The sequence below is a fragment of the Sphingomonas sp. IBVSS2 genome, from assembly GCF_002127225.1.
GTDB lineage: Bacteria > Pseudomonadota > Alphaproteobacteria > Sphingomonadales > Sphingomonadaceae > Sphingomonas.
Window position 1 is genome coordinate 813,316 of the sequence record NZ_NFUR01000001.1, and the last position, 25,465, is coordinate 838,780.

Genomic DNA, 25,465 nt, shown 5'->3' on the forward strand with positions numbered 1-25,465 from the left:
GGATCATTCGGCCGCGCGGCGCAGCGCCGACGCGACCGATTCGAAAGGAGTGAAGGAGAAGAGCAGCTCGACCGGTGCGTCGAACACCGCGGCGAGCTTCATGCCGAGCTCCAGGCTGGGGCTGTAGTCGCCGCGCTCGAGATAGCCGATCGTCTGGGGATTCACTCCCACGGCTTCGGCAAGCGCGCGCCGGCTCATCCCGCGTTCGGCACGGAACAGGGCAATGCGGTTGTGTATCTGCGGCAATTTGACGACTCGGATGATGATATGTTGTCTATACACAACAAATCATCGCGTGAGTCAAGCGAGCGCCATCGCGCTGAGAACCGCGTTCCGGTGGTGACCCGGTTGCCGTCGATGGTTGCCAGGTTGGCGCTTCCTATTCTCCGGCGTCATCCCCGCGAAGGCGGGGGCCAGGGCCAGGAACAATGGTCGCGAGGCGTGCCTCTCCGGCTCCGGCAACCCGGCGCATGATTGCTTCGATTGTTCCATGCTACCCTGGATCCCCGCCTTCGCGGGGATGCCAGGTCTGCTGGTTGAGGCGTGTTCGCTAGGCCCGCTCGCGCGCCTGGGCATAGGTGCCGAGCACGCGCATCCACTTGGTGTGGAATTTCAGCTCCTCCAGCGCGCGGGCGACCGGTGCCTCGTCGGGGCTGCCGACGATGTCGGCATAGAATTCGGTCGCCGCGAAGCTGCCGCCGCGCTGGTAGCTTTCCAGCTTGGTCATGTTGACGCCGTTGGTCGCGAAGCCGCCCAGCGCCTTGTAGAGCGCGGCAGGGACGTTCTTCACTTCGAAGACGAAGGTGGTCATGAACGGGGCCGCCGCTTCCCCGGCTCCGTCGGCGGCCAGCGGCTCGCGCGCCAGGATCACGAAACGCGTCATGTTGTGCTCGGCATCGGCGATGTCGGCGCCCAGCGTCTGCAGGTCGTAGAGCGCGGCGGCGCCCGGGGGCGCCAGCGCGGCGACCGCCGGATCGCCGGCCTCCGCCACCATCGCGGCGGCGCCGGCGGTATCGGGATAGGCGAGCGGCTGGATGCCCTGGGCCTTCAGCCAGTGGCGGCACTGGCCGAGTGCCTGGGGATGGCTCATCGCCTGGCGCACGCCTTCGACCGGGCCCAGCCCCATCAGGGCGTAGCGGATCGGCAGGAAATGCTCGCCGATGATCGACAGGCCCGATTCGGGCAGCAGGAAATGGATGTCGGCGACGCGGCCGTGCAGCGAATTCTCGATCGGGATCATCGCGCAGCCGGCCCGGCCTTCCTTCACGGCGTCGATCGCATCCTCGAACGAGAAGCAGGGGAGCGGCAGCCCGTCGGGAAAGCATTCCCGCACCGCGATATGCGAATTGGCGCCGGGCGCGCCCTGAAAGGCGACGGCCCGCACGGGGGTCTTGGCGGCTGCCTCGGTCATCTCCGCGACGAGCTTTCTCGCCGGGCTCGCGAAATTCTCCATAACGGCCGGGCGCTAGCCGCCGAGCCTCGCACTCGCAAGCCCCGCTTGCTTTAGTTGCGGTGCCGGTTTTAAAGGAACGCAATTTTTCCGCAGGGGCATTTCATGGACAATCGCTTCAATACGATCGCGGGCTGGGCACTTGCGGGCGGCATTGCCGCGCTCGGGCTTTCGATCGCTGGGGGAATGCTGTTCCATGGCGAGCGTCCCGAGCACATGGGCTATGTGATCGAGGGCGTCGAGGAAGCCGGCGATAGCGGCGCGGCGGTGGTCGAGCCGATCGCGGTGCGCCTGGCCAAGGCCGATGCCGCCAAGGGCGAGGCCTCGTTCAAGAAGTGCATGGCCTGCCACACGATCAACCAGGGCGGCGCCAACGGCATCGGCCCGAACCTCTACGGCACGATGGGCGAGGGCATTGCCCAGGGCAAGGCGGGCTTCGCCTTCTCCGACGCACTCAAGGCGGTGGGCGGCAGCTGGGACTTCGACAAGATGGACGCGTGGCTGTCCAACCCGCGCAAGTTCGCCTCGGGCACCAAGATGACCTTTGCGGGCATCGCGGACGGCCAGGAGCGCGCCAACGTGATCGCCTATCTCAACGCCCAGGGCTCGAACCTGCCGCTGCCGGCCGCTCCCGCCGCCGGCGCCGCGCCGGCCCCGGCCGAGGGCAATGCGACCGACGATCATGCCGCGGGCGGCAACCTCTCGAACGCAGCGGCCCCGGCCGAGGGTGCGCCTGCCAAGGATTCGGGCGCCAAGGCGCCGGCGGAGAAGAAGGGCGCCTGAGGGCGCGCCGCACGAATCGAATGCACGGGGCGTCGCGGATTCTTCCGCGGCGCCTTTTCTTTCCCGGCCGGATGACGCGGCGGCCTGCGCGCCGGTGCTGGACGGGTTCGGCCCGGCCTGGCTAGGGAGGGCGATGGCCTCGCAGCTTTCGCCCGAACTTGCCATCCGCATGCGCCGCGCCGCGTTCAACCGCGCGCTGGCGGAGGCCGATCTCGCCGCGATCGGGCCGCTCCTCGCGCCCGACGTCGTGCTGGTGGCGGGCACCGATTCGGCAGTGATCGCGGGCCGCAAGGCACAGCTGCTCGCCTGGAAGCGGGAATTCGCCGCGCCCGATCGCACCGTCTATGCCCGCACGCCGGAGGCGATCACGCTTTCCCCGGTGGCGCCGATCGCGTTCGAGCACGGCGCCTGGCAGGGCATGTCTTCGCGGAACGGCGCGATCGAGGCGGCGGGCGCCTATACCGCCAAATGGCGTCGGTCCGGCGGCGAATGGCTGATCGAGGCCGAGCTCTACCTCACGCTCGCCTGATATGGTGCGGTGCAGCAGAATGTAACGCACGGTAAGCCGGTGCGAAGCCTGGGTTTTCGCAAAAACCCTCTCTTGGTCGGCAGATTCCGCGTGACTTGCCGCGAACGCTTTCGGTACCGTTATGGTTATTGGGCCGTAAAGGCCGGAAGGATCGGGTCGTTTTGTTGCTTGCTCTCGCCCTGTCGGCGATAGTTCCAGGATCTGCTGAGGTACCGATCCTGGCGGCCGAGACGCGCTTCGCGCCAGGCACAGAGGACAGCGCCGTCGCCCGCACCATCGGCGGAATCGCAAGCTACACGCGCTGGCCGGAGCCGACTCCCACGCTGCATGTCTGCGTCGCTGGTGCAGTGCACCATGCCGACCGGCTTGGCGAGGCGGCGCGCACGGCGGGGCGGCCGGTAACGGTGCGCCGCTTGGGCGTCGGCACGGCGCCGGGCGGCTGCGACCTTCTCTATCTCGGGGCGATGCGGCCGGCCGAGAGTCTGGGCATGATCCGCGCGACGCATGGCCGCGCGATATTGTCGATCGCCGAATCCGATCCGGCATGCCGCGGCGGCGCGATGTTCTGCCTCGTGGTGGGTGCCTCGTCGATCGGCTTCCGGATCAACATCGATGCGATCTCGCGCAGCGCCCTGCGCGTCGATCCGCGCGTGCAGCGCGTGGCAACCCTGACGGGAGGGGGAAACTGATGGCGGGTCCTACGCAATTGCCGAGCGTGCGCCAGGTGCTCTCGAGGGTGCATTTCCGCGTCACCCTGGTCGCCGTGGCGATCGCCGGTCTCACCGTGATGCTCACCGGCTTCGCGGCGCTCGGCATCTATGCCCGGCAGAATCTCGAGCTGATCGCGCAGACGGCGAGCTACAGCGTCGCGCCCGCGCTGGTGTTCGACGATCCCGATGCGGCCAGGCTCACCATCGAGCCGCTGGCGGAAAGCCCGGGCGTGGCGGGGATCGTGGTGTTCGGCCCGTCCGCACACCCCTTTGCCGAGCGCGCCAAGGCGACGCTGGCTGCCGGCTCTTCGATCGGATGGGTGGCGAAGTCGCTGTTCTTTCCCCGGCCGGTGGCGGCGCCGGTCACGCAGGGTGGCCGGGTGATCGGGGAGGTCCGGGTCGAGGGCGATGCCTCGATCGTCGCCGGCTATATCCGCGCCGGGCTGCTCGGCGGCCTGGCCTGCCTGCTCGTCACCGCGATCGCGACGTCGCTGCTCGCGCGGCGGCTGCAGGAGGAGATCGCCGCGCCGCTCCAGGCCATGGCCGCCGTCGCGCATGCGGTGCGCGTGGGGCGTGCCTTTGATCGCCGTGCGCCCAGGGCGAGCATTCGCGAGATCGATTCGCTGCGGGACGATTTCAACGCGCTGCTGGCCGAGCTGGAGGAATGGCATCACCGCATGCGCGACGAGAATGCCGCGCTGAGCCACCAGGCGACGCACGACCCGCTCACCGGGCTGCCCAACCGGGCATTGCTGGAGCAGGAGCTTTCGGCCGCGCTCGAGCGCGCCCGGCGGGAAGGCACCGGCTTCGCGCTGCTCTATGCCGATGGCGACGGCTTCAAGGCGATCAACGACGAATATGGCCATGCGGCGGGAGACGCGGTGCTGGTCGCGATCGGGCGCCGGCTGCGCAAGGGCCTGCGCGCCAGCGACATCGCGGCCCGGCTCGGCGGCGACGAATTCGCCGTCCTCCTCGCCGCGCCGAGCGGAGCCGAGGCGGTGGCGCGCGCCAGCGAAGGGATCGCGCGCCAGATGGCCGCGCCGATCGCGCTGCCCGGCGGCGAGCAAGTGGTGGTGGGGCTGACCCTGGGCGCCGCCGTCTATCCGCGCGACGGCGAGGATCTGGCGGGCCTGGTCCACCATGCGGACCTCGCGATGCTCACCGCCAAGCAGGTGCGGCCCCAACATCGAAAGGAAGGCAGGAAATGAAGTTCGCTGCGTATCGCCCCGCGCTTGCGCTGCTGGCCCTGGTGCTGGCCGGTTGCCAGGCGTCGATGCACCCCAAGCCGCTGTGGACCGCCCCCCAGCTCGAAGTGATGCGCGCCGCCGGCTTCGTGCAGACCGATCGCGGCTGGGAGCTCAGCGTCGCCGACCGGCTGCTCTTCGCTTCCGACGAGAGCCGGGTCGACGAGAAGCAGGCCGTGGTGATCGCGCGCATCGCGAGCAACCTGCAGGCAGTGGATATCCGCCACGCCACGATCGAGGGCCATGCCGACATCACCGGCACGCGCCGCCACAACCTGATCCTGTCGGGGCAGCGCGCCCGGGCCGTCGCCAGCGTGTTCGTCGGCGCGGGCTTCGATCGCGGCAACATCCGCACCGAAGGGCTGGGCGACCGCTATCCGATCGAGGACAATCGCACGGCCGAGGGGCGGCAGGAGAATCGCCGCGTGGTGATCCTCCTCAGCGCGCCCTGAGCGGGCCGGCCGGATCGCTTTCGGGCCGGATCGCCTATTCCGGCCTGTCGATTCCCGGCCGCGGGCGGGCGATCACGGTGTGATCCTTGCCCTTCCAGAAGTCCTGGACGATCTGCCAGCCCTCTTCCGCGGTCTCGCAGAAATGGAACAGGTCGAGATCCTTGGGCGAGATCACCCCTTCCTCGACCAGCGCCTCGAAATCGACGACGCGGTTCCAGAAGTCCTTGCCGTAGAACAGCACCGGGATCGGCGCGATCTTGCCGGTCTGGATCAGCGTCAGCAGCTCGAACGATTCGTCGAAGGTGCCGAAGCCGCCCGGGAACACCGCCACCGCGCGCGCATGCAGCAGGAAGTGCATCTTCCGGAGCGCGAAATAGTGGAACTGCATCGACAGGCCCGGCGTGACATAGGGGTTCGGCGCCTGTTCGTGGGGCAGCAGGATGTTGAGGCCGATCGTGTCCGCGCCCACGTCGCGCGCGCCACGATTCGCCGCTTCCATGATCGACGGGCCGCCGCCGGAGGTGACGACGAAATGGCGGTTCCCCGCCTCGTCGAGCGGGAAGTTCGACGCCAGCTGCGCCAGTTCGCGGGCGACGTCGTAATATTTCGATTTCTCGACCAGCCGCTCGGCGATCTTCTTCTGCTGCTCGGTCTCGGCCAGTGCGAGCAGCGCGGTGGCCTTGCTCGGCTCGGGGATGCGCGCCGATCCATAGACGACGAAGGTCGACTTGATGTGTGCCTCGTCGAGCAGCAGCTGCGGCTTCAGCAATTCGAGCTGGAAGCGCACGGGCCGCAGGTCCTCGCGCAGCAGGAAGTCCATGTCCTGGAAGGCGAGGCGGTAGGCGGGGTGCTCGGTCTGCGGGGTGCCGGTGGCGGTGTTGGCGTTCTGCACTTCCTGCTGGGCAGGGCGGAAAACGCGGCTCGGAACTCTCGTATCGCTCATTTCGCCCGGCTTAGGCCCAATGCGGGCGCGCTGCAATCAGCGGCAGAACGGGCCCCGCCCCATGTCGAGATGGAGGTGGTTGTAATGCGCCGCATTGTAATCGGGGCTCAGCACCGTGGCGAAGCGCTTGCAGGCCGATCCGTGGATCGTCTCGAGAAAGGCGCGGACCTGCTGGTCGCCGCCGCGCCAGTCGCGCTCGATCGTCACGCGCCGCCCGTCCGCCAGGACGAAGCCCGAGACATCGACCGCGTTGGCCAGCCCGTGCTCGGACATGCGCTGCGCCGATGCCGCGCCATTGCCGATGATGCCGCGGCACGAATAGGTGCCATAGGTCTCGACCCGGACCAGGTCGCTGCCCAGTATCTGCCGTGCCGCCGGGGCGACGGCGAAGCGCACCCAGGCAGTGAAGCTGCGCGCCAGCCCGCATTTCATCGACTTGAGCCCGGTCACCGGCACGCCGATGTCGAGCAGCTGCACCGCGCCGGTGACGACGCAGCCACCGCCGAAGTCGCGGTCGGGGAGGGCGGAATAGCGCACCTGCTCGCGCGACAGGTCGGCGAAGCATTGCTGTGTCTCGCGCGGGGTCGGGCCGTTCAGCGTGACCGGGCCACCGGGGCGCTCGCGAATCGGAGGAGGGGCGGGACGATCGCCGCCGCCGCCGAACAGGCAGCCGGAAAGCAGCAGGGGCAGGAACAGGGCAAAAACGCGCATGGTGGGCGCATAGCATCATCGGCGCGCGCCAGGGTCAACGCCACAAATGTTCGCCGACCCGCCCTTTCGCGCAATTGACTTTCGCGGGCGCGCCGCTAGGGCCGTCGACGGGCCACGCGGTCCCAACGCCGCGCGTGCTCTCTGCAAGGAGAGTCTATATGACTGATACGACTGCCGCCGACGCCGGAATTGCGTCCATTGCCAAGCCCGCCGCCAAGCCGGCACGCCCCCATTTCTCCTCCGGTCCCTGCGCCAAGCCTCCCGGCTGGTCGCCCGAGAAGCTCGCCACCGAGTCGCTCGGCCGCTCGCACCGCTCCAAGCTGGGCAAGAACCGCCTTCAATATTGTATCGACCTGATGCGCGAGCTGCTGCGCCTGCCCGAGACGCACCGCATCGGCATCGTCCCCGGCTCGGACACCGGCGCCTTCGAAATGGCGATGTGGACGATGCTGGGCGCCCGCGGCGTCACCACGCTCGCCTGGGAAAGCTTCGGTGAAGGTTGGGTCACCGACGCGGTCAAGCAGCTGAAGCTCGAGCCGACGGTGATCCGCGCCGATTACGGCCAGCTGCCGGACCTTGGCGCGGTGAACTGGGCGGACGACGTGCTGTTCACCTGGAACGGCACCACTTCGGGCGTGCGCGTGCCGGACGGCGACTGGATCGCCGCGGACCGCGAAGGGCTGAGCTTCGCCGACGCCACTTCGGCGGTGTTCGCCTATGACCTGCCCTGGGACAGGATCGACGTCGCCACCTTCTCCTGGCAGAAGGTGCTGGGCGGCGAAGGCGCGCACGGCGTGCTGATCCTCGGCCCCCGCGCGGTCGAGCGGCTCGAGAGCCATGTACCGGCCTGGCCGCTGCCCAAGGTCTTCCGCCTGGTCTCCAAGGGCGCGCTCGCCGAGGGCGTGTTCAAGGGCGAGACGATCAACACGCCGTCGATGCTCGCCGTCGAGGATGCGATCTTCGCGCTCGAATGGGCCAAGGGCCTGGGCGGCGCCGGGGGGCTGATCGCGCGGTCGGACGCCAATGCCGCCGCGCTCGACGCGATCGTGGCGGAGCGCGACTGGCTCGGCCATCTCGCCGCCGATGCCGGCATCCGCTCGAAGACCAGCGTGTGCCTCACCGTCGAAGGCGCCGATGCCGACTTCATCAAGAAGTTCGCCGGCCTGCTCGAGAAGGAAGGCGCGGCATATGACGTCGCCGGCTATCGCGACGCCCCGCCGGGCCTGCGCATCTGGTGCGGCGCCACCGTCGACACCGCCGATATCGTCGCGCTCGGCCCCTGGCTCGACTGGGCGTACGAAACCGCGAAAGCGGGCTGATCCCCCCTCTCCCCTTCAGGGGAGAGGATCGGGGAGAGGGGCTTGTCGCGAGCCGCTCTTCTCCAGCACCGCCCCTCTCCCGCGCTTCGCTTCGCTCGCTTGCCCTCTCCCCCAAAGGGGAGAGGGAGAGAAAGGAATCCCCATGCCCAAGGTACTGATTTCCGACAAGATGGACCCCAAGGCCGCGCAGATCTTCCGCGAGCGCGGCGTCGAGGTCGACGAGATCACCGGCAAGACGCCCGAGGAGCTCAAGGCGATCATCGGCCAGTATGACGGCCTCGCCATCCGCAGCTCGACCAAGGTGACCGCGGAGATCCTGGATGCCGCCGCCAACCTCAAGGTCGTCGGCCGCGCCGGCATCGGCGTCGACAATGTCGACATCCCGGCCGCCTCGGCGCGCGGCGTGGTGGTGATGAACACGCCCTTCGGCAATTCGATCACCACCGCCGAACATGCCATCGCGCTGATGTTCGCGCTCGCCCGCCAGCTGCCCGAGGCCGATGCCTCCACCCAGGCCGGCAAGTGGGAGAAGAACCGCTTCATGGGCGTCGAGCTCACCGGCAAGACGCTCGGCCTGATCGGCGCCGGCAATATCGGCTCGATCGTCGCCGACCGCGCCCAGGGCCTGAAGATGAAGGTCGTCGCCTTCGATCCGTTCCTGACGCCCGACCGCGCGATCGAGATGGGCGTGGAGAAGGTGGGCCTCGACGACCTGCTGCTCCGCGCCGACTTCATCACGCTGCACACGCCGCTGACCGATCAGACGCGCGGCATCCTCTCGGCCGAGAATCTCGCCAAGACCAAGCGCGGCGTGCGCATCATCAATTGCGCGCGCGGCGGCCTGATCGACGAGGCGGCGCTCAAGCAGGGGCTGGAGAGCGGCCATGTCGCCGGCGCGGCGCTCGACGTGTTCCAGGTCGAGCCCGCCAAGGAGCACCCGCTGTTCGGCACGCCCAACTTCGTCTCGACGCCGCATCTCGGCGCCTCGACCACCGAGGCGCAGGTGAACGTGGCGATCCAGGTCGCCGAGCAGATGGCCGATTTCCTCGTCTCCGGCGGCGTCACCAATGCGCTCAACATGCCCAGCCTCTCGGCCGAGGAGGCGCCGCGCCTCAAGCCCTATATGGCGCTGGCCGAGAAGCTCGGCTCGCTGGTCGGCCAGCTCGCGCATGGCGAGCTGCGCAACATCGCGATCGAGAGCGAAGGCGCGGCGGCCGAGCTCAACCAGAAGCCGATCGTCGGCGCCGTGCTCGCCGGCCTGATGCGCGTCCATTCGGATACGGTGAACATGGTCAATGCGCCGTTCCTGGCCAAGGAGCGCGGGCTCGACGTGCGCGAGGTGCGGCACGACCGCGAGGGCGATTATCACACGCTGGTCCGCGTCACCGTGGGCACGACGCAGGGCGATCGCTCGGTGGCGGGCACGCTGTTCGGCAATGCCGCGCCGCGCCTGGTCGAGCTGTTCGGCATCAAGGTCGAGGCCGATCTCGCCGGCCACATGCTCTACATCGTCAACGAGGACGCGCCGGGCTTTATCGGCCGGCTCGGCACGACGCTGGGCGAGGCGGGAGTCAATATCGGCACCTTCCACCTGGGCCGCCGCGAGGCGGGCGGCGAGGCGGTGCTGCTGCTCTCGGTCGACGATGTGGTGGGCGAGGCGCTGCTCGCCACGGTCCGCGTGCTTCCCGGCGTGAAGACGGCGATGGCGCTGACGTTCTGACAGGTGGGCGCGAAACCGCCCGTCTCCCTTCCCACGCCTTTGGCGCGGGCCCTTTCCCTCTCCCCGATGGGGAGAGGGAGTGAGATGCGTTGACCGGGCGACTGGGCTATAGCCCTCTCCCCATCGGGGAGAGGGTTGGGAGAGGGGCAGTGCCGCAAACCGACAAGGCGTTGCTTGCGCGAGCGAAGGCAATGCGCGTCAGCCCCACGCCCGCCGAGACAGCCATGTGGCGCATCCTGCGCGCCAAGCAGTTCGAGGGCGTGAAATTCGCTCGCCAAGTGGTGATCGCCCCGTATATCGCCGATTTTGTCGCGCGCTCTCGCGGATTGATCATCGAGATCGACGGCGACACGCATGCGTTACGCGACGCTCAGGACGCGCGGCGCACTTCTTGGCTGGAACGGCAGGGGTATCGGGTGATCCGGTTCACGAACTACGAAGTGGGGCGCAATCTGGACGGGGTGGCATATGCCATCGGCGAGGCGCTTGCGGCACTGCCCCTCTCCCAACCAGCATCGGGTCGGCCATGCCCCCAGCATGGCCTGAACAGCGCGGGGCGCTGTTCACCCGATGCTCCCCAGAGGGGAGAGGGCTTCTAAGATGAGCGGCTTACTTCCCGAAGGCTTTCACGATCGCCTCCCCCCTGCGGCGGATGCGGCGACGCGGCTCGAATCCCATGTGCTCGGCGTTGCCCGCGGCTATGGCTATGAGCAGGTCGATCCGCCGCTGGCCGAGTTCGCCGACGAGCTGAGCGCGCGACTCAAGGCGGCGGGCGGCCTGCGCGACGCGGTGCGCTTCGTCGATCCGGTCTCGCAGCGAACGCTGGCGATCCGGCCCGACCTGACCGCCCAGATCGGCCGCATCGCCGCGACGCGGATGGGACACCATCCCCGCCCGGTGCGCCTTTCCTATGCGGGCCCGGTGATGAAGCTTTCCGCCTCGGAGCTCGATCCGCTGCGCGCGACGCGGCAGATCGGCGCCGAGCTGATCGGCCTCGACACCGTCGCCGCCGCCACTGAAGTGGTGCGCGTCGCGATCGAGGCGCTCCGGGCGGGCGGCGTCGAGGGCATCGCGCTCGATTTCACGCTGCCCGATCTGGTCGATTGCCTGGCGGGCGACAGCCTCACCCCGGCCCAGCTCGCAACCCTGCGCGACCGGCTCGATGCCAAGGACGCCGCCGGCGTCGCCGCGATCGCGCCGCGCTATCTGCCCCTGATCGAGGCCGCCGGGCCCTTCGACGCCGCGATCGAGCGCCTGCGCGCGAGCGATGCGGGCAAGGCGCTCGCCACCCGGCTCGACGGCCTTGCCGAGATCGCCGCGAGCATCCGGGGCCAGGCCGCGCTCACGCTCGATCCCACGGAACGCCACGGCTTCGAATATCAAAGCTGGCTCGGCTTCTCGCTGTTCGCAAAGGGCGTGCGCGGCGAGATCGGCCGGGGCGGCACCTACACCATCCTGCACGGCAATGGCCGGGAGGAAGCGGCCGTGGGCTTCTCGCTCTATGCCGACCCCATTCTCGATGCCGGCATCGGCGCGGGCGAGCGGCGCCGGCTGTTCCTCCCCTTCGGCACGCCTGCCGGCATCGGCGCGACGCTGCGCGAAGAGGGCTGGGTGACCGTTGCCGCGCTCGAAGCGGACGACACGCCCGAGGCCCAGCTCTGCACCCACGCCCTGCGCGACGGGGCGCCGGCTTCGGTCTAGGCTCCAGCCTTGTTCCCCGGCGAAGGCATGGGTTCTCACATCCGTCTTGCAATGTAGGATTTCGCCTGCTTGCCTCCCGTAGCCGGGTGGCCGCGCGGCCGCTCTTTCGACCCGCAGGAAATATAGGACCCGCGCCGCGCAAGGATCTTGCGGGATGCACGCCCTTTTCCGGGAAGGCGGGGAAAACAAGCCGCCGGGGAATCGGCCCTGTGCGCGACCTTGGCGATCTTTGCCAGGCCGCCGGCTCCCCCGCCGCAGGAACTAGCGTTCCAGCAGCTCCGCCGCCCGCCCGTCCAGGAAAGCCGTGACCGCCGCCGTCACCGCATCGCGGAACCGTGCATCCTCGGCAAGCTGCGCTGGGAACACCTGGCGCAGCGCCAGCACCGCGGCCGCCGGGTCGGCACCCGAAGCGGCGCCGGCGAGCGTTTCCGCCAGCGGATCGGTGATCGGCTCGCCTGCCTGGGCCTTGCGGCGCAGAAAGGCGATCCACGCCGCCACCGGCACTGCCAGCCGCGCCACGTCGTGCCCCGCCGCCAGCCGGTCGCGAACCGTGTCGAGCAGGCGGTAGGGCAGCTTCTGCGAACCGTCCCAGGCGATCTGGCTGAGCAGGTGGCGGATCGCCGGATTGCGGAAGCGCGCGAGCACCGCATCGGCATAGCCCGGCACGTCGAGCCCCTCGACCGGCTTCAGCGCGCCCGCAATGTCCTCGTGCATCAGCCGGCTGGCAAAGCCGCCCAGCGCGGGATCGCGCACGGCCTCGAACACGGTCTCGTGCCCGAGCGCCAGGCCGATATAGGCCAGGCTCGAATGCGCGCCGTTGAGGATGCGCAGCTTGGCCTGCTCATAGCCGCGCACGTCATTGGTCAGCGTCACGCCCGCGGCGGCAAGGTCCGGCCCGTCGGCCAGGTCGAAGCGCTGCAGCACCCACTGCGTGAAGCGTTCGCGCTGCACCGCCGCCCGGTCGTCGACGCCGAGTTCGGCCGCGACCTTGGCGAGGAACGCGGGGTCGCTCGCCGGCGTGATCGAATCGACCATCGAATCGGGAAAGGCGACTTCGCCGGCTATCCAGTCGGCCAGCCCGCCGTCCCATTCCCGGGCCAGCGCGACACAGGCCGCGCGCAGCTTCGCGCCGTTGCCGGTCATGTTGTCGCAGCAGAGCATCGCGAAGGGCGCCGCCCCCGCCGCGCGGCGATCGGCGAGGCCGGACACGATCCAGCCGATCACGCTCGCCGGCTCGGCGGGGCGGGCACGGTCATGGACGATGTCGGGATGGGCGAAGTCGAGGCTGCCGTCGGCGGCCAGGCAATAGCCCTTTTCGGTCACCGTGCTGGTGGCGAGCTTCACCGCGGGATCGGCGAGCAGGGTGCGCAGCCGCGCGCCTTCGCCCGGGCCGATCGCATCCGAATGCGCGGCGATGATGCGGGTGCCCGGCTCGCGATCGATCACCGCCAGCGTGTAGAGCCCGTCCTGTGCCTTGAGCGCGTCGACAGTGCCTGCGCTGCGCAGCGAGACCGCGGCGATGCCCCAGCGCGGATCGGTGTCGAGCACCCGGTCGAATATGTCCGCCTGGTGCGCGCGATGGAAGGCGCCGGGGCCGAAATGGACCACGCCGGTCCGGATCGCGGGGTCGTGCCCTGGCCGGGCGATAGCGGCGGGAAGCGAGGCGAGCGTGGCGCGCGAGAGGCTGGTCATGCGGCGCGACCAACCCGCCCGCACTGCCAAAGTCAATGGGTTGGCAAAGTCAATGGGCTGGCAAAGTCAATGGCCCGAGTCGGCGGCGCGGCGCTCAATAGCGCGTGAGGGGCGAGGAGCCGCTCACGCCGGGAATCATCGAGCCGGTGGTGCGTTCCTTGGGGCTGCGGTCCACCGGCATCAGGAAGCGGACCTGGCGGTTGGGGAAATCGATGTCGACGCGGCGGAAGCTGCGCAGCGCATCCATGCCGAGCAGCAGCGCCGGGCGCCGGGTGAGGCCGAAGCGCTCGAAGGGCGCCACCTCGGCAAAGGCCACGGGCATGGCCCCGAAGCGCACCTTGCCCACCGTGATGTTGGGCACTTCGGTATAGTCGGCGGTGGTGCGGTTGCCGATGACGCTGGTGAGCGTGATCGGCTGGGCCTTGGGCGCGTCGCGGCCGACGCGCTTGCGCAGCGCGTTGTTGCCCATCGTCACCTGGCTGCCGGTGTCGAGCACCACCTGGATCCGGGTATTGTCGTAATAGGCGTCGGTCACGATCAGCTGGCCGAACACATTCTTGGCGGTGACCACGATCTCGTCGGGATCGCGCTTCGCGAAGGTCTTGCGCTTGACGCTCGGGCGCACGGCCATGATGCCCTTCTCGAAGTCGATCGTCACCTGATGGTTGCGCAGCGTATCGATGCCGAGCAGGCCGAGCGCGCCGAGGTTGCGAGCCTCGAGCGCGGGGGCGATGATCGTATGCTGCTCGCCGATCGACTTGATCGAGAGACCGGGCACGACGACGGTATTGACCCGGTCGCGTCCGGTCATCGAAGTGATGACCACCGGCGCCGAGGCTCCCAGCCGCAGCGATCCGGCAAGCTCGCGCGACACGACGGTGCGCTCGGCCCCGGTGTCGATGATGAAGTTGTAGGGCCCGCTATTGCCCACCGCGACGGGAACGGTGAGCCGCTTGTCGATCTCTCCCAGCGCCAGCAGCGTCGCCTCGACATTCTCGGGCGTGGGCATGGTCAGCGCGGGATCCTGGGGCGGGGGCGGCGTGCCCTCGCGGGGATTCTGGCGGTCATGCGCTCCGGCGGTTGCGGCCAGCGGGAGCAGGAGAAGCGCGGCGAGCCTGTTCATGGATACGAAGATACACCTTCGCATGCTGCGCAGCAATCTGTCTGCATTGTGTCTAGTCGAGACGCATCGCCTCCGCTGCGATGTCCTCGGCCTCCATCAGCAGCGCGTCCTCGGTGACGCCCTGGGCGACGTTCTCGCGGCCGATCATGATGAGCACCGGCACGGCCAGGGGCGAGACCCGGGGCAGGTCGATGTGCAGCATCGTGTCGGCGGCAGTGTCGAGGAGATGGCCGAGGCGGCCGACATCGGTCATCCGGGCACGCGCATCGGCCCAGGCGGCGCGCAGCAGCAGATGGTCGGGCTCGTATTTGCGCAGCACGTCGTAGATCAGGTCGGTCGAGAAAGTGACCTGGCGTCCGGTCTTCCTCTTGCCGGGATGCTGGCGCTCGACCAGCCCGCCGATGATCGCCACTTCGCGGAAGGCGCGCTTGAGCAGCGCGGAACCCTGCACCCATTCGACGAACTCGTGCTCGAGGATGTCCGGCGAGAAAAGGGCGCGCGGGTCCTCGATCTGCTCCAGGCCGTAGACGGCGAGCGCATAGTCGTTGGCGACGAAGCCCAGCGGCTTCAGTCCCAGTGCCTCCATCCGCCGCGTGACCAGCATGCCGAGCGACTGGTGCGCGTTCCAGCCCTCGAAGCTGTAGATCACCATGTGGTGCCGGCCTTCATGCGGAAAGGTCTCGACGAGCAGCTGGCCGGGCGCGGGGATCGCGGAGCGGCGCGCCTGTACCTCCAGCCATTCGCGGACGTCGGCGGGAAAGCGCGGCCACTGGTCGCGATCGTGGAGGAAGCGGCGGACGCGATCGGCAAGGTTGGCGGTGATGGCGAGGCGGGCGCCCATGTACGAGGGGATGCGCGCGGTCTTCGAAGTGGCGCGGACGACCAGATCGGTGGTGTCGACCCGCTCTACTTCCAGCGCCAGGCCGGCGAAGAAGAAAGTGTCGCCCGGGGAGAGGGCGGCGGCGAAATTCTCCTCGACCTTGCCGAGCCGGCGGCCGTTGCGGAAGCGCACCTCGAGCATCGGCGCCTCGACGATGATGCCGGCGTTGAGCCGGTGCTGCGCAACAAAGGCCGGGGTGGTGACGCGCCAGAGGCCGTCCCTGCCGAGCGTCAGCCGCTTGAACTTGTCATAGGCGCGCAGCGCGTAGCCGCCATCGGCGATGAAGCCCAATATCCTGTCGAACGTCTCGTCGGGCAGGGCGGAATAGGGCAATGCTGCGCGGATCTCCTGCAGCAATTCACGCGCTTCGAACGGTGCCGCGCAGGCACAGGCCATGACGTGCTGCGCCAGCACGTCGAGCGCGCCGGGGCGGAAGACGTCCGGGTCGAGCGCGCCCTGCTCGACGGCGTCCAGCGCCGCGCGGGCCTCCAGATATTCGAAGCGGTTGCCGGGGACGAGCACCGCCTCGCTCGGCTCGTCCAGCCGGTGATTGGCGCGGCCGATGCGCTGGAGCAGGCGCGACGAGCCCTTGGGCGCGCCCATCTGGATCACGCAGTCGACATCGCCCCAGTCGACGCCCAGGTCGAGGCTGGCGGTGGCGACCAGCGCGCGCAGCCTGCCGTCGGCCATCGCCTGCTCGGCCCGCCGCCGTGCCTCGAGGCTCAGGCTGCCATGATGGACGCCGATCGGCAGCTTCAGCTCGTTCACCTTCCACAGCTGCTGGAAGACCAGTTCGGCAAGGCCCCGGGTGTTGCAGAAGACGATGGTCGTCCCATGCGTCTCGATCTCGGCCATCACCTGCGGGATCGCATAGATGCCCGAATGGCCCGCCCAGGGAACCTTGTCCTCGGGGAGCAGGATGGCGATGTTCGGCTCGGCGCCCCTCTCGCCCTCGACCAGGGTGACGCCGCCGATATCGCCATGCGGGGCGAGCCAGGCGCGATAGCCGTCCGGATCCGCGACCGTCGCCGAGAGCGCGACGCGGCGCAGCCCCGGGGCGAAGCGCTGGAGCCGGGCAAGGGCAAGGGCGAGCAGGTCGCCGCGCTTGCCGGTGGCAAAGGCATGGACCTCGTCGATGACTATCGTCTTCAATCCGGAGAACATCGTCAGGCTGTCCTCATAGGAGAGCAGCAGGCTGAGCGATTCGGGCGTGGTGAGCAGGATCTGGGGCGGGCGGGCGCGCTGGCGGACCTTGCGGTCCCAGGGCGTGTCGCCCGTGCGCGTCTCTACCCGGATGGGCACGCCCATCTCCTCGATCGGCGTGAGCAGGTTGCGCTGCACGTCCACCGCCAGTGCCTTCAAGGGCGAGATGTAGAGCGTGTGCAGCCCCTCGGCCGGCGCTTCGATCAGCTCGGCCAGGCTGGGCAGGAAGCCCGCCAGCGTCTTGCCCGCGCCGGTGGGGGCGACGAGCAGCGCATGCTCGCCCCGGCGGCCGGCGGCGAGCATCTCCAGCTGGTGCCGGCGCGGCGCCCAGCCGCGCGCGGCGAACCAGTCCGACAGGGTCGAGGGGAGGGCGGCGTCCATGCGATGGCGGATCAGGGAGCCGGCGGCGCGCCCTTGGACCGGACGACCAGCGCGGGCGGCGCGTCTCCCGCCACCGCCAGCTTCGCGCGCTGGCCGCCGTCGCGATCCTCGAGCTCGAGCCACGCCGTGTCGCCGCGCGTGCCCAGCCGCACGCCTTCGGCATATTTGCCGGGTGGATTGGCGTAGTTGACCGTGAAGCCGGCGAAGCCGCTCTGCTCGTTGACGATCATCGCCACCGCGTCGCCGCCCGACCGGTCGAGCGCGATCACGCCGCGGCCATTGTCGAGCCAGCTCATCGCGCCCCGCTCCGATCCGGCGGCGTCGTGCAGGACGAGGCCATAGGCGCCCGCCACGCGCGGATAGCTCCTGCCGGCCAGGCGGGGGTCGGGCTCTTCGCCGAGGATCACCCGGTCGCGGCCGTCGGGGCCGAGCACGACGATCGAGGCGGTCTGCCCGTCGGTGCGTTCGCGCCCTTCGGCCGGCGGCGGCGCGCCGATCAGGATGCGCGGCTTGCCGGCGGCGTCGACCACCCGGATCGCCCGCGCCTCGATCATCCCGGCCGGCGCGGTGGCGGCGATGACGAAGCCGGCGGCCCCGATCCCGGCCATGGCGAACAGCGCGATGCGCTGGCGGCGAAGCTGCGTCTCGAGCCGGGCGATGCGTGCTGCGGTATCCATTTCCTCTTCCTCTCCCGGTGCAAAGCGAAGGATGGCCAATTCCGATCCGATTGGAACCCGCCCGCCGCCCAGCCATATATAGGGACGATGGCATTGGGCAGCTGGATCGAGCCGCGTCCCGCGGGCATCTATATTCCGGCGGCGGAGGCGTGGATCGACCCGTCGCAGCCGGTGGCGCGCGCGCTGGTGACGCATGGCCATGCCGATCATGCCCGGGGCGGGCACGGCGCGGTATGGGCGACGCCGCAGACGCTGGCGATCATGGAGGCGCGCTACGGGCCGCAGAACGGCCGTCCGGTCGACTATGGCGAGCGGATCACCCTGCACGGCATCGACATCCGCTTCGTGCCCGCCGGCCATGTCCTCGGCTCCGCCCAGATCGTGCTCGAGCATCGCGGCGAGCGGATCGTCGTCTCGGGCGATTACAAGCGCCGCGAGGATCCGACCTGCGCGCCCTTCGAGCCGGTGCCCTGCGACGTGTTCGTCACCGAAGCCACGTTCGGCCTGCCCGTGTTCCGCCATCCCGAGACGCATGACGAGCTCGACAAGCTGCTCGCGGCGTTGCGCGCCAATCCGGATCGCTGCGTGCTGGTCGGCGCCTATGCGCTGGGCAAGGCGCAGCGCGTGATCCGCGAGCTGCGGGTGATGGGGTTCGAGGATCCCGTCTATCTCCACGGCGCGCTCCAGCGGCTGTGCGATCTCTATGTCGAGCAGGGCATCGACCTGGGCGCGCTGCGCCCCGCCACCGGGATGTCGAAGGCCGAGCTGCGGGGGCGGGTCGTCCTGTGTCCGCCGGGCGCGCTCAACGATCGCTGGTCGCGCCGCCTGCCCGATCCGATCACGGCGATGGCATCGGGCTGGATGCGCATCCGCCAGCGCGCCCGGCAGCGGGGCGTCGAGCTGCCGCTGATCCTCTCCGATCATGCCGACTGGGACGAGCTGACCCGCACCATCGCGGAACTGGAGCCGCGCGAAGTATGGGTGACCCATGGCCGCGAGGATGCGCTCGTCCATTGGTGCCGCCTCCACCAGATCAAGGCGCGCGCGCTCGAGCTCGCGGGGTTCGAGGATGAGGATGATTGATCCAATCGCGTGATGCCGAACCGGGGCAATCGCCGCGCAAGGTCGTCAAGGCCATGCCGGTGAGAGCAGGCGCCGCCCCCGGACCGCGCGAGCGCGACGGGCGAAATCCTGCATTGCAAGCGGCTCAGGCGGCGGCGCGGTCCGAGCCGGCGAACAGCCAGGCCTCGGCGGCCCAGGGATCGTCGAAGCAGCGCGCGGTGCGCCGGTCGAGCGCGCGCTGGAGCTGGGTGTGCGCCAGCGTCCGGCCGATCACGAAGGCGAGCCGGCGCGAGCGATAGGCGGGATCGGCGAGCATCGCGCGGAACATCTCGACGCTTTCCTGCGCCTGGATCTTCATGTCGCGCAGGTCGTTGAGCGTCAGATGCCGGTTGGGGCCGCAACGGAGCTGGGCATGCGCCTCGGCGCGCTCGGCGAGGAAGGCGCCGATGTCCTCGGAAGTGAAGAAGCCGCCCATCCGGATGCGGACGAGATCGCGCGCGGGGTCGACGTCGATGGTGAAATCGGCAGACATGGAGGCTGGGATAGCCCGTACGGGCCTACCAAAATCCTAAAAACGTCCGACGCCCGGCCAGGCGAGCGTCGCCACCACGGGAAAATGATCCGACGGATAGAGCGCGCCGCGATGGGCATCGATCGTCCGATAGCCGCGCGCCTTGAAACCGCGCGTCAGGATCCAGTCGATCCGATGGTCGGCCACGCCCTTGAAGCCGTGAAAGGTCGCTTCCGGGCCCAGCGGTTTCGCCACGGCGTCCCGGGCATCGGCCAGCATCTCGCCCAGCAGCGCATGCGGCGCCGAATCGGGGCCGGTGTTGAAATCGCCGGTCAGCACCACCGGCACGCCCCTGGGCAGGGCGGCGATGCGCTTGCGGAGCAACGCGGCGCATTTCTCGCGCGCGGCGGCATCTTCCGCCCGATAGGGGAAATGGGTGTTGAGCAGGTAGAAGCGCCTGCCCGAGCGCGTCTCGAACAGGCCCCAGGTGACCATGCGCGGATAGAGATTGCCCCAGCTGATGCTGGCGACCTGTTCCGGCGTGTCCGACAGCCAGAAATCGCCCTGTTCGACCAGCTTCAGCCGGTCGCGGCGATAGAAGACGCCCATATGCTCGTCGGCATGGCCGCCGCGCCGGTCGATGCCGAACCAGCTATAGTGCGGCAGCTTCCCGACGAGATAATCGCCCTGGATCTGGAACAGCTCCTGCGTGCCGATCACGTCCGGATCGGCGGCGGCGATCGTCTCGACGAAGAGGTCGCGGCGATTCTCCCAGATATTCGCCCCGTCCGAAGGCGAAGGCAGGCGGACGTTGAAGCTCATCACCACGAGCTCCTCCCGGGCCTGCGCCATCGCCGGTGCGAGCAGGGCGAGCAGCAATGCGAGAAAACGGATCAACCCACGCCCTCCAGCGCCTTTTGCCGGCGGCGCTGCACCGAACTGCCGATCCCCATCGCCTCGCGATACTTGGCGACGGTACGCCGGGCGATGTCGAAGCCCTTGGCGTTGAGCAGCTCGACCAAGGTGTCGTCCGACAGGATCTTCCGGGGGTCCTCGGCCTGGATCAGCGTGCGGATCGCATTCTTCACCGCCTCGGCCGAGACCGCGTCGCCACCGTCCGCCGACTGGATCGCCGAGGTGAAGAAATATTTGAGCTCGAACAGCCCGCGCGCGCAGCTGAGATATTTGTTCGAAGTGACGCGGCTCACGGTCGATTCGTGCATCTCGATCGCTTCGGCGACCTGCCGCAGCGTCATCGGCTTCAGGTGCGCGACGCCCTTCAGGAAAAAAGCTTCCTGCTGCTTCACGATCTCGCTGGCGACCTTGATGATCGTGCGCTGGCGCTGGTCGAGCGCCTTCACCAGCCAGTTGGCGCTGGCCAGCATGTCCGACAGCCAGGCCTTGCTGGTCTTGTCCTGCGGGCCCGCCGAGACTTCGGCATAATAAGCGCGGTTGACGAGCAGCCTGGGCAGGGTGGCGGCATTGATCTCCACGGCCCAGCCGGCGCCGCGGCGGGCGACGAAGATATCCGGCGTCACGGCGAGCGTCGGCTCCCCGCCATAGCGGCAGCCGGGCTTGGGATCATAGCCGCGCAGCTCGCGGATCATGTCCGCCAGGTCCTCGTCGTCGACGTCGCAGATGCGCTTGAGCCGCGCGAGGTCGCCGCGCGCGACCAGATCGAGATTGTCGATCAGCCGCGCCATGCAGGGATCGTAACGATCGGCTTCCTTCGCCTGCAGCGCGAGGCATTCGGCAAGGTTGCGCGCGCCCACCCCGGTGGGGTCGAAGGTCTGGATCGTCGCGAGCACCGCTTCCACCCGGGCGAGCGGCACGTTCAGCCGGTTGGCGATGTCGAGCAGCGCCGCGGTGAGATAGCCGGCCTCGTCGATCTGATCGATCAGGTGCGCGGCGACGAACAGGTCGTGGCCGGCCACGCTGGCGCCGGCCTGTGCCATCAGGTGATCGGCGAGGCTGAGATCGGCGCTACCGAGATTGTCGAAATCCGGCCCGTCCTCGGGCGCGGCGCCACCGCCGGCGCCGGTGAGGCCCAGGCTGCCGTCGAGCCCGCCGCCCGCGCCGATCGTGTCGCTGCCGCTGTCGTGATGGAAGGTCTCGGCGGCGAAATCCACGTCCAGCGCGGCCTCGCCCGAAGCCTCGCCGCCGCCGGCGATCAGCTCGCTGGCGTCCGCCGGGCCGTCGCGCTCCTCGAACTCGAAATCGGGCTCCGGGGCCTCGGCCGGCTCGGACGCGCCGCGCTCCTCGTCGCCGCCGGTGCCGCCATTCTCGAGCAGCGGGTTCTTCTCCAGCTCCTCGGCGACGAAGGTCTCGATCTCGAGATTGGAGAGCGCCAGCAGCTTGATCGCCTGCTGGAGCTGCGGCGTCATCACCAGCGATTGCGACTGGCGCAGATCGAGGCGAGGCGCGAGGCTCATGCCAAGGTCGTCGTCCCGGCGAAGGCCGGTGTCTCGTGCGGCAGGCGCGTGCGGTCCGGCCTGAGATCCCGGCTTTCGCCGGGATGACGGCTATGGGAGGCGCCGCCTTTCATGGCTTACAGCTCGAAGCTCTCGCCGAGATAGAGGCGGCGGACATTCTCGTCCTTGACGAGATCGGCGGGCGCTCCGGCGAACAGCACGCGGCCATCATAGATGATGTAGCCGCGATCGACGATGTCGAGCGTCTCGCGGACATTATGGTCGGTGATCAGCACGCCGATGCCGCGCTGCTTGAGCTGGATGATCAGGTCGCGGATGTCGGAGATCGAGATCGGGTCGATACCGGCGAAGGGCTCGTCGAGCAGGATGATCGTCGGGTCCGCCGCCAGGGCGCGGGCGATCTCGGCGCGGCGGCGCTCGCCGCCCGACAGCGCCATGGCCGGCGCGGCGCGCAGCCGGGTGAGGCCGAATTCCTCGAGCAGTTCGTCGAGCCGGCGCCGGCGCGCATCCTTGTCGGGCTCGGACAGCTCGAGCACGGCGAGGATGTTGCCCTCCACCGTCAGCCCGCGGAAGATCGAAGTCTCCTGGGGAAGATAGCCCAGGCCCAGGATCGCGCGGCGATACATGGGCAGGCGCGTGATGTCCTCGCCGTCCAGCATGATGCGGCCGCTGTCGGGCTTCACCAGCCCCATCACCGAATAGAAGCAGGTGGTCTTGCCCGCGCCATTGGGGCCGAGCAGGCCGACCACTTCGCCGCGGCCGACCGAGACCGACACGTCGGTCAGCACCACGCGCTTGTCGTAGGACTTGGCGATCGAGACGACCGCGAGCCCCTTGTCGGGCAGCGGCGCGGGGTCCGCGACGGGGGTTTCGAGAGTGGCGACTTCGGTCATACTCGGTCCCTGCATGGACGGGCTCGCGTTACCGGCGGGGCATTCCCCGGCAGTTTGGCAGGATTCCTGCATGAACTGGGCCGAGAAGGGAAGGGGCCGCGCGGCGTGTCGTGGAAAAAGGGCGATTACTGTTTCGGAGCCGGCGTGGCCGCGGGTGCCGGAGCCGGGGTCGGCGTGGCCGCCGGCGTGTTCGCGCGCTTGGGCACCGAGAAGCGGCCTGTCACGCGGCCGCCGCGGCTCTGCACTCCGGGCGTGCCCGGCACGGCGGTCGAGCCGCCTACGCCCGAACCGTCGATCGTCGCGCGGCCGGTGTCGAGGTTGATCACCAGGCGGCCGCCCGAGACGGTGTTGGCCCCCTGCTTGAGCGTGACGCCGCCGACCATGGTGATGATCCGCTTGTTGACGTCGTACACCGCGAACTGGCCGGTCGCGCGCTGATCGGGCCGAGTGACGGTGACGCCGCCGGCCGCGTCGAGCCGCGAGACTTCGGGCGAGCCGTCGGTGATCTGCCCGGTATAGGCGACGGTGACGCGTGCCGCCTCGAGCATCATCTCGGCCTGCCGGATCTGCACGCTGCCGCTGAACAGCACGCGATTGGCCTTGTCCTGCAGCTCCATGTGCTGGGCGTTGAAGTCGATCGGCGCATTGCTGTCGTGGCGCTGCTGCGCGGCCGCGGGGGCGGACACGGCGAGCGCGAGCGAAAAGCCGATCGGAAGCAGGGCGGTCGCACGGATCATGTCTAGCGCCTATTCGCGCGCTTGGGGACGATCCGCAAGCGTGCATTGCCATCTAGGGAGATGGTGCGGTTTTCCAAGTCGGCGGTCATCTTGTTCGCGCTGAACACGCCGGTGGGCGTCTTGCCGGTCACGGCGCCGCCGCTTTCCATCTTGCGGGTCTTGAGGTCGACGGTCGCATTCTCGGTGTCGAGGACATAGCCGTCGGCGGTCTGGAACTTGACCGGGCCGTCGACCGAGACCTGCTCCTTGTTGAGATCATAGTGACCGCGATCCGCCTTGAGCGTGGCCGGCCCCTCGGGCAGCCTGATCTCGGCGGCGAGGTCGCGCAGCTGCACGATCGGCTCGGCCGAGCTCTTCTGGATCGCCGAGCCCGCGTTGAGCTGGAAGGGCTGCCCCTTGCTGTCCTCGCCGCGATACACCGCCGATTCGAGGCGCAGCCGCTCGGTGGCCATGTCGACCTTGTTCTTGTCGAGCACGAAGCTGACATCGCCCTTGGTAAGGAGCGGCGCGAGCACGAGAAAGGCCGAGAGCACGCCGATGCCCACCGGCAGGAAGATCAGCGAGAGCCGGATCAGCCTATCGTGCGTGCTGCCGGGATGCGCCCAGCTGCGCTTCTGCGACTGGAGGCGGGTGGCGACTTCCGACATCTAGATGTGCGCGAAGATGTCGGTTTCGGGCCAGCCGGCCAGGTCGAGCTCCGCGCGCCAGGGCAGGAAGTCGAAACAGGCCTGGGCGAGGTCGGTGCGGCCTTCGCGCTCGAGGCGCCTGTCGAGTTCTTCCTTCATGGCGTGCAGGTAACGCACGTCGGACGCTGCGTATTCCCGCTGCGCGTCGGAAAGTTCGGGGCCGCCCCAGTCGGAGGACTGCTGCTGCTTCGAGATCTCCACGCCCACCAGCTCGCGCGCCAGATCCTTGAGGCCGTGGCGATCGGTATAGGTGCGCACCAGGCGCGAGGCGGTCTTGGTGCAATAGACCGGGCCGGCGATGACGCCGAGATAGAAGCGGATCGCCGCGAGGTCGAAGCGCGCGTAATGATAGAGCTTCAGCCGCTCCGGATCGGCGAGCAGCATGCGCAGGTTCGGCGAATCATAGGCCGAGCGCGAACCGAAGCGGACGAGATGCTCGTCGCCCGAACCGTCCGAAAGCTGGACGACGCACAGCCGGTCGCGCGGGGTGATCAGCCCCATCGTCTCGGTGTCGACGGCGATCGAGGCCCCCGGCGCGAACAGATTCTCGGGAATGTCTTCTTCATGAAAATGCACAGTCATGGCCGCCGCCTAGACCCGATCGCCGCCGGGCTCAATGGCCGGCGCTTCTCGGGCGGCCGCCTGCCTGCGCGCCCGTGCGGTCCGCGCCCAGATGTTGAGCCCCTCGACGGCGGCCGAAAAGGCCATGGCGGTGTAGATATAGCCCTTGGGAATATGGGCGCCGAACGCCTCGCCGATCAGCACCATGCCGATCATCAGCAGGAAGCCCAGGGCGAGCATGACGACGCTGGGATTGCGGTTGATGAAATTGGCGAGCGGATCCGCGGCGACCAGCATCACCCCCACGGCGACGATCACCGCGACGTACATGATCTGCACATGCTCGGTCATGCCGACCGCGGTCAGGATCGAATCGACCGAGAAGACGATGTCGAGCAGCAGGATCTGGACGATCGCGGCGGTGAAGGTGATCGAGGCGACCTTCTTCTTGTCGAGCAGCTGGTCGGCCTCGCCCGGCGCGTCGGCATCGACCGAATGATGGATCTCCGTCGTCGCCTTCCACATCAGGAACAGGCCGCCGGCGAGCAGGATCAGGTCCTTCCACGAGAAATCGGTCTCGAAGCTGGGCACGCCGTGCATGTCCGGCGGGCCCTGGATGCCCAGGCTGAACACCGTGTTCTTCAGGCTGATGATCCAGCTGATCGCGGTGAGGAGCGCGAGCCGCATCGCCAGCGCCAGGCTGATGCCGACTCGGCGGGCGCGCCGGCGCTGGTCCTCGGGCAGCTTGTTCGAGAGAATCGAGATGAAGATCAGATTGTCGATGCCGAGCACCACCTCCATCACGATGAGCGTGAGGAGTGCGGCCCAGGCGGCCGGACTGGCGAGCAATTCGGCGATCGCGTCCATGCGCCTACCTCTGCCGTGCCCCCGATTGTGGCGCAAGCGCCGCGGTTAACGATTGTTCGCCCCGATCAAGTCGAATTTCGTTCGCTCGCTGTCCGATTTTGGGCTATGCCGATTCCATGGCGCAAGTTTTTGCGCTGGAAGACCTGCGTTTTTCGTCCGGCGCTTGGCTTTTGATTTGATTTGTGGGCGAACCGGGAA

Annotated in this window: 26 protein-coding genes; 10 read left to right on the plus strand and 16 right to left on the minus strand. The window is 68.8% G+C overall.

Annotated features, from left to right (window positions below; translation table 11 throughout):
- Positions 1 to 3 precede the first annotated feature (3 nt).
- Both CAP40_RS03960 and CAP40_RS03965 read right to left on the minus strand, forming a co-directional pair.
- On the minus strand, positions 4 to 246 hold the full coding sequence (locus CAP40_RS03960; RefSeq protein ID WP_256924005.1) for a helix-turn-helix transcriptional regulator: 243 nt from the start codon (positions 244 to 246) through the stop codon (positions 4 to 6).
- Between the two features lie 304 nt (positions 247 to 550).
- Positions 551 to 1,453 carry a prephenate dehydratase gene (locus CAP40_RS03965; protein ID WP_086128018.1) on the minus strand — a complete coding sequence of 301 codons (903 nt, stop codon included), beginning with the start codon at positions 1,451 to 1,453 and terminating at the stop codon, positions 551 to 553.
- 102 nt (positions 1,454 to 1,555) lie between these two features.
- On the opposite strand from CAP40_RS03965, the gene CAP40_RS03970 reads away from it, so the two are divergent.
- The 5 genes from CAP40_RS03970 (at position 1,556) to CAP40_RS03990 (ending at position 5,168) form a co-directional block, all read left to right on the plus strand.
- Positions 1,556 to 2,233: a cytochrome c family protein gene (locus CAP40_RS03970; RefSeq protein ID WP_086128019.1), complete on the plus strand. Its 678-nt coding sequence runs from the start codon at positions 1,556 to 1,558 to the stop codon at positions 2,231 to 2,233.
- A gap of 133 nt (positions 2,234 to 2,366) precedes the next feature.
- Positions 2,367 to 2,762, plus strand: a complete 396-nt coding sequence (locus CAP40_RS03975; protein WP_086128020.1) for a nuclear transport factor 2 family protein — start codon at positions 2,367 to 2,369, stop codon at positions 2,760 to 2,762.
- Positions 2,763 to 2,923: 161 nt separating this feature from the next.
- Positions 2,924 to 3,451 carry a YfiR family protein gene (locus tag CAP40_RS03980; protein ID WP_179187891.1) on the plus strand — a complete coding sequence of 176 codons (528 nt, stop codon included), beginning with the start codon at positions 2,924 to 2,926 and terminating at the stop codon, positions 3,449 to 3,451.
- Positions 3,451 to 4,680, plus strand: a complete 1,230-nt coding sequence (locus CAP40_RS03985; RefSeq protein ID WP_086128022.1) for a diguanylate cyclase domain-containing protein — start codon at positions 3,451 to 3,453, stop codon at positions 4,678 to 4,680. The genes CAP40_RS03980 and CAP40_RS03985 overlap by 1 nt, the downstream gene beginning before the upstream one ends.
- A complete protein-coding gene (locus CAP40_RS03990) occupies positions 4,677 to 5,168 on the plus strand; it encodes an OmpA family protein (RefSeq protein ID WP_086128023.1) in 492 nt (163 codons plus the stop codon). The genes CAP40_RS03985 and CAP40_RS03990 overlap by 4 nt, the downstream gene beginning before the upstream one ends.
- A gap of 34 nt (positions 5,169 to 5,202) precedes the next feature.
- Here CAP40_RS03990 and CAP40_RS03995 read toward each other — a convergent pair whose 3' ends face one another.
- Together CAP40_RS03995 and CAP40_RS04000 are read right to left on the minus strand one after the other, a co-directional pair.
- Complete coding sequence (locus tag CAP40_RS03995) at positions 5,203 to 6,111, minus strand: LOG family protein (RefSeq protein ID WP_086128024.1); 909 nt, start codon at positions 6,109 to 6,111, stop codon at positions 5,203 to 5,205.
- Between the two features lie 36 nt (positions 6,112 to 6,147).
- On the minus strand, positions 6,148 to 6,822 hold the full coding sequence (locus CAP40_RS04000) for an extensin family protein (protein WP_086128025.1): 675 nt from the start codon (positions 6,820 to 6,822) through the stop codon (positions 6,148 to 6,150).
- A 158-nt stretch (positions 6,823 to 6,980) separates the two neighbouring features.
- On the opposite strand from CAP40_RS04000, the gene CAP40_RS04005 reads away from it, so the two are divergent.
- From CAP40_RS04005 to CAP40_RS04020, 4 genes are all read left to right on the plus strand, one after another.
- Positions 6,981 to 8,141, plus strand: a complete 1,161-nt coding sequence (locus tag CAP40_RS04005) for a phosphoserine transaminase (RefSeq protein ID WP_086128026.1) — start codon at positions 6,981 to 6,983, stop codon at positions 8,139 to 8,141.
- A gap of 142 nt (positions 8,142 to 8,283) precedes the next feature.
- Positions 8,284 to 9,861 carry a phosphoglycerate dehydrogenase gene (gene serA, locus CAP40_RS04010; RefSeq protein WP_086128027.1) on the plus strand — a complete coding sequence of 526 codons (1,578 nt, stop codon included), beginning with the start codon at positions 8,284 to 8,286 and terminating at the stop codon, positions 9,859 to 9,861.
- Between the two features lie 149 nt (positions 9,862 to 10,010).
- On the plus strand, positions 10,011 to 10,460 hold the full coding sequence (locus CAP40_RS04015; RefSeq protein WP_086128028.1) for an endonuclease domain-containing protein: 450 nt from the start codon (positions 10,011 to 10,013) through the stop codon (positions 10,458 to 10,460).
- A 1-nt stretch (position 10,461) separates the two neighbouring features.
- Positions 10,462 to 11,562 (plus strand): ATP phosphoribosyltransferase regulatory subunit, encoded by a 1,101-nt coding sequence (locus tag CAP40_RS04020; RefSeq protein WP_086128029.1) that lies wholly within the window; start codon positions 10,462 to 10,464, stop codon positions 11,560 to 11,562.
- A 261-nt stretch (positions 11,563 to 11,823) separates the two neighbouring features.
- Here CAP40_RS04020 and CAP40_RS04025 read toward each other — a convergent pair whose 3' ends face one another.
- The 4 genes from CAP40_RS04025 to CAP40_RS04040 form a co-directional block, all read right to left on the minus strand.
- A complete protein-coding gene (locus CAP40_RS04025; protein WP_086128030.1) occupies positions 11,824 to 13,254 on the minus strand; it encodes a mannitol dehydrogenase family protein in 1,431 nt (476 codons plus the stop codon).
- A gap of 94 nt (positions 13,255 to 13,348) precedes the next feature.
- Positions 13,349 to 14,377: a retroviral-like aspartic protease family protein gene (locus tag CAP40_RS04030; RefSeq protein WP_243857296.1), complete on the minus strand. Its 1,029-nt coding sequence runs from the start codon at positions 14,375 to 14,377 to the stop codon at positions 13,349 to 13,351.
- A 52-nt stretch (positions 14,378 to 14,429) separates the two neighbouring features.
- Entirely contained in the window at positions 14,430 to 16,841 is a 2,412-nt protein-coding gene (locus CAP40_RS04035; RefSeq protein WP_086128031.1) for a ligase-associated DNA damage response DEXH box helicase, read from the minus strand.
- An 11-nt stretch (positions 16,842 to 16,852) separates the two neighbouring features.
- Positions 16,853 to 17,518: a hypothetical protein gene (locus CAP40_RS04040; protein WP_086128032.1), complete on the minus strand. Its 666-nt coding sequence runs from the start codon at positions 17,516 to 17,518 to the stop codon at positions 16,853 to 16,855.
- Between the two features lie 87 nt (positions 17,519 to 17,605).
- Here CAP40_RS04040 and CAP40_RS04045 point away from each other — a divergent pair, with 87 nt between their 5' ends.
- Entirely contained in the window at positions 17,606 to 18,601 is a 996-nt protein-coding gene (locus tag CAP40_RS04045) for a ligase-associated DNA damage response exonuclease (RefSeq protein WP_086128033.1), read from the plus strand.
- A gap of 124 nt (positions 18,602 to 18,725) precedes the next feature.
- Here CAP40_RS04045 and CAP40_RS04050 read toward each other — a convergent pair whose 3' ends face one another.
- From CAP40_RS04050 to CAP40_RS04085, 8 genes are all read right to left on the minus strand, one after another.
- Complete coding sequence (locus CAP40_RS04050; protein WP_086128034.1) at positions 18,726 to 19,112, minus strand: hypothetical protein; 387 nt, start codon at positions 19,110 to 19,112, stop codon at positions 18,726 to 18,728.
- Positions 19,113 to 19,148: 36 nt separating this feature from the next.
- Positions 19,149 to 19,988, minus strand: a complete 840-nt coding sequence (locus CAP40_RS04055; RefSeq protein ID WP_256924006.1) for an endonuclease/exonuclease/phosphatase family protein — start codon at positions 19,986 to 19,988, stop codon at positions 19,149 to 19,151.
- Complete coding sequence (gene rpoN / locus CAP40_RS04060; protein WP_086128035.1) at positions 19,985 to 21,523, minus strand: RNA polymerase factor sigma-54; 1,539 nt, start codon at positions 21,521 to 21,523, stop codon at positions 19,985 to 19,987. Before rpoN ends, CAP40_RS04055 begins: the two co-directional genes overlap by 4 nt.
- A 116-nt stretch (positions 21,524 to 21,639) precedes the next feature.
- Positions 21,640 to 22,416 carry an LPS export ABC transporter ATP-binding protein gene (gene lptB, locus CAP40_RS04065; RefSeq protein WP_086128036.1) on the minus strand — a complete coding sequence of 259 codons (777 nt, stop codon included), beginning with the start codon at positions 22,414 to 22,416 and terminating at the stop codon, positions 21,640 to 21,642.
- 125 nt (positions 22,417 to 22,541) lie between these two features.
- Entirely contained in the window at positions 22,542 to 23,153 is a 612-nt protein-coding gene (locus tag CAP40_RS04070; RefSeq protein ID WP_086128037.1) for an LptA/OstA family protein, read from the minus strand.
- Between the two features lie 2 nt (positions 23,154 to 23,155).
- A complete protein-coding gene (lptC, locus tag CAP40_RS04075; RefSeq protein WP_086128038.1) occupies positions 23,156 to 23,800 on the minus strand; it encodes an LPS export ABC transporter periplasmic protein LptC in 645 nt (214 codons plus the stop codon).
- Positions 23,801 to 24,421 carry a ribonuclease D gene (locus CAP40_RS04080; RefSeq protein WP_086128039.1) on the minus strand — a complete coding sequence of 207 codons (621 nt, stop codon included), beginning with the start codon at positions 24,419 to 24,421 and terminating at the stop codon, positions 23,801 to 23,803.
- Between the two features lie 9 nt (positions 24,422 to 24,430).
- A complete protein-coding gene (locus CAP40_RS04085) occupies positions 24,431 to 25,267 on the minus strand; it encodes a TerC family protein (protein ID WP_086128040.1) in 837 nt (278 codons plus the stop codon).
- Positions 25,268 to 25,465: the final 198 nt, after the last annotated feature.

Excerpts from the sequence above, each read along its gene's own strand:
- lptC (WP_086128038.1), bottom strand. The coding sequence starts at position 23,800 with ATGTCGGAAGTCGCCACCCGCCTCCAGTCGCAGAAGCGCAGCTGGGCG.
- CAP40_RS04020 (WP_086128029.1), top strand. The coding sequence starts at position 10,462 with ATGAGCGGCTTACTTCCCGAAGGCTTTCACGATCGCCTCCCCCCTGCG.
- CAP40_RS03970 (WP_086128019.1), top strand. The coding sequence starts at position 1,556 with ATGGACAATCGCTTCAATACGATCGCGGGCTGGGCACTTGCGGGCGGC.
- CAP40_RS03975 (WP_086128020.1), top strand. The coding sequence starts at position 2,367 with ATGGCCTCGCAGCTTTCGCCCGAACTTGCCATCCGCATGCGCCGCGCC.
- CAP40_RS03995 (WP_086128024.1), bottom strand. The coding sequence starts at position 6,111 with ATGAGCGATACGAGAGTTCCGAGCCGCGTTTTCCGCCCTGCCCAGCAG.
- CAP40_RS04035 (WP_086128031.1), bottom strand. The coding sequence starts at position 16,841 with ATGGACGCCGCCCTCCCCTCGACCCTGTCGGACTGGTTCGCCGCGCGC.
- CAP40_RS04000 (WP_086128025.1), bottom strand. The coding sequence starts at position 6,822 with ATGCGCGTTTTTGCCCTGTTCCTGCCCCTGCTGCTTTCCGGCTGCCTG.
- CAP40_RS04070 (WP_086128037.1), bottom strand. The coding sequence starts at position 23,153 with ATGATCCGTGCGACCGCCCTGCTTCCGATCGGCTTTTCGCTCGCGCTC.
- CAP40_RS03985 (WP_086128022.1), top strand. The coding sequence starts at position 3,451 with ATGGCGGGTCCTACGCAATTGCCGAGCGTGCGCCAGGTGCTCTCGAGG.
- CAP40_RS04080 (WP_086128039.1), bottom strand. The coding sequence starts at position 24,421 with ATGACTGTGCATTTTCATGAAGAAGACATTCCCGAGAATCTGTTCGCG.
- CAP40_RS04050 (WP_086128034.1), bottom strand. The coding sequence starts at position 19,112 with ATGTCTGCCGATTTCACCATCGACGTCGACCCCGCGCGCGATCTCGTC.
- lptB (WP_086128036.1), bottom strand. The coding sequence starts at position 22,416 with ATGACCGAAGTCGCCACTCTCGAAACCCCCGTCGCGGACCCCGCGCCG.
- CAP40_RS03965 (WP_086128018.1), bottom strand. The coding sequence starts at position 1,453 with ATGGAGAATTTCGCGAGCCCGGCGAGAAAGCTCGTCGCGGAGATGACC.
- CAP40_RS04040 (WP_086128032.1), bottom strand. The coding sequence starts at position 17,518 with ATGGATACCGCAGCACGCATCGCCCGGCTCGAGACGCAGCTTCGCCGC.
- rpoN (WP_086128035.1), bottom strand. The coding sequence starts at position 21,523 with ATGAGCCTCGCGCCTCGCCTCGATCTGCGCCAGTCGCAATCGCTGGTG.
- serA (WP_086128027.1), top strand. The coding sequence starts at position 8,284 with ATGCCCAAGGTACTGATTTCCGACAAGATGGACCCCAAGGCCGCGCAG.
- CAP40_RS04045 (WP_086128033.1), top strand. The coding sequence starts at position 17,606 with ATGGCATTGGGCAGCTGGATCGAGCCGCGTCCCGCGGGCATCTATATT.
- CAP40_RS04085 (WP_086128040.1), bottom strand. The coding sequence starts at position 25,267 with ATGGACGCGATCGCCGAATTGCTCGCCAGTCCGGCCGCCTGGGCCGCA.
- CAP40_RS04025 (WP_086128030.1), bottom strand. The coding sequence starts at position 13,254 with ATGACCAGCCTCTCGCGCGCCACGCTCGCCTCGCTTCCCGCCGCTATC.
- CAP40_RS04030 (WP_243857296.1), bottom strand. The coding sequence starts at position 14,377 with ATGAACAGGCTCGCCGCGCTTCTCCTGCTCCCGCTGGCCGCAACCGCC.
- CAP40_RS04005 (WP_086128026.1), top strand. The coding sequence starts at position 6,981 with ATGACTGATACGACTGCCGCCGACGCCGGAATTGCGTCCATTGCCAAG.
- CAP40_RS03990 (WP_086128023.1), top strand. The coding sequence starts at position 4,677 with ATGAAGTTCGCTGCGTATCGCCCCGCGCTTGCGCTGCTGGCCCTGGTG.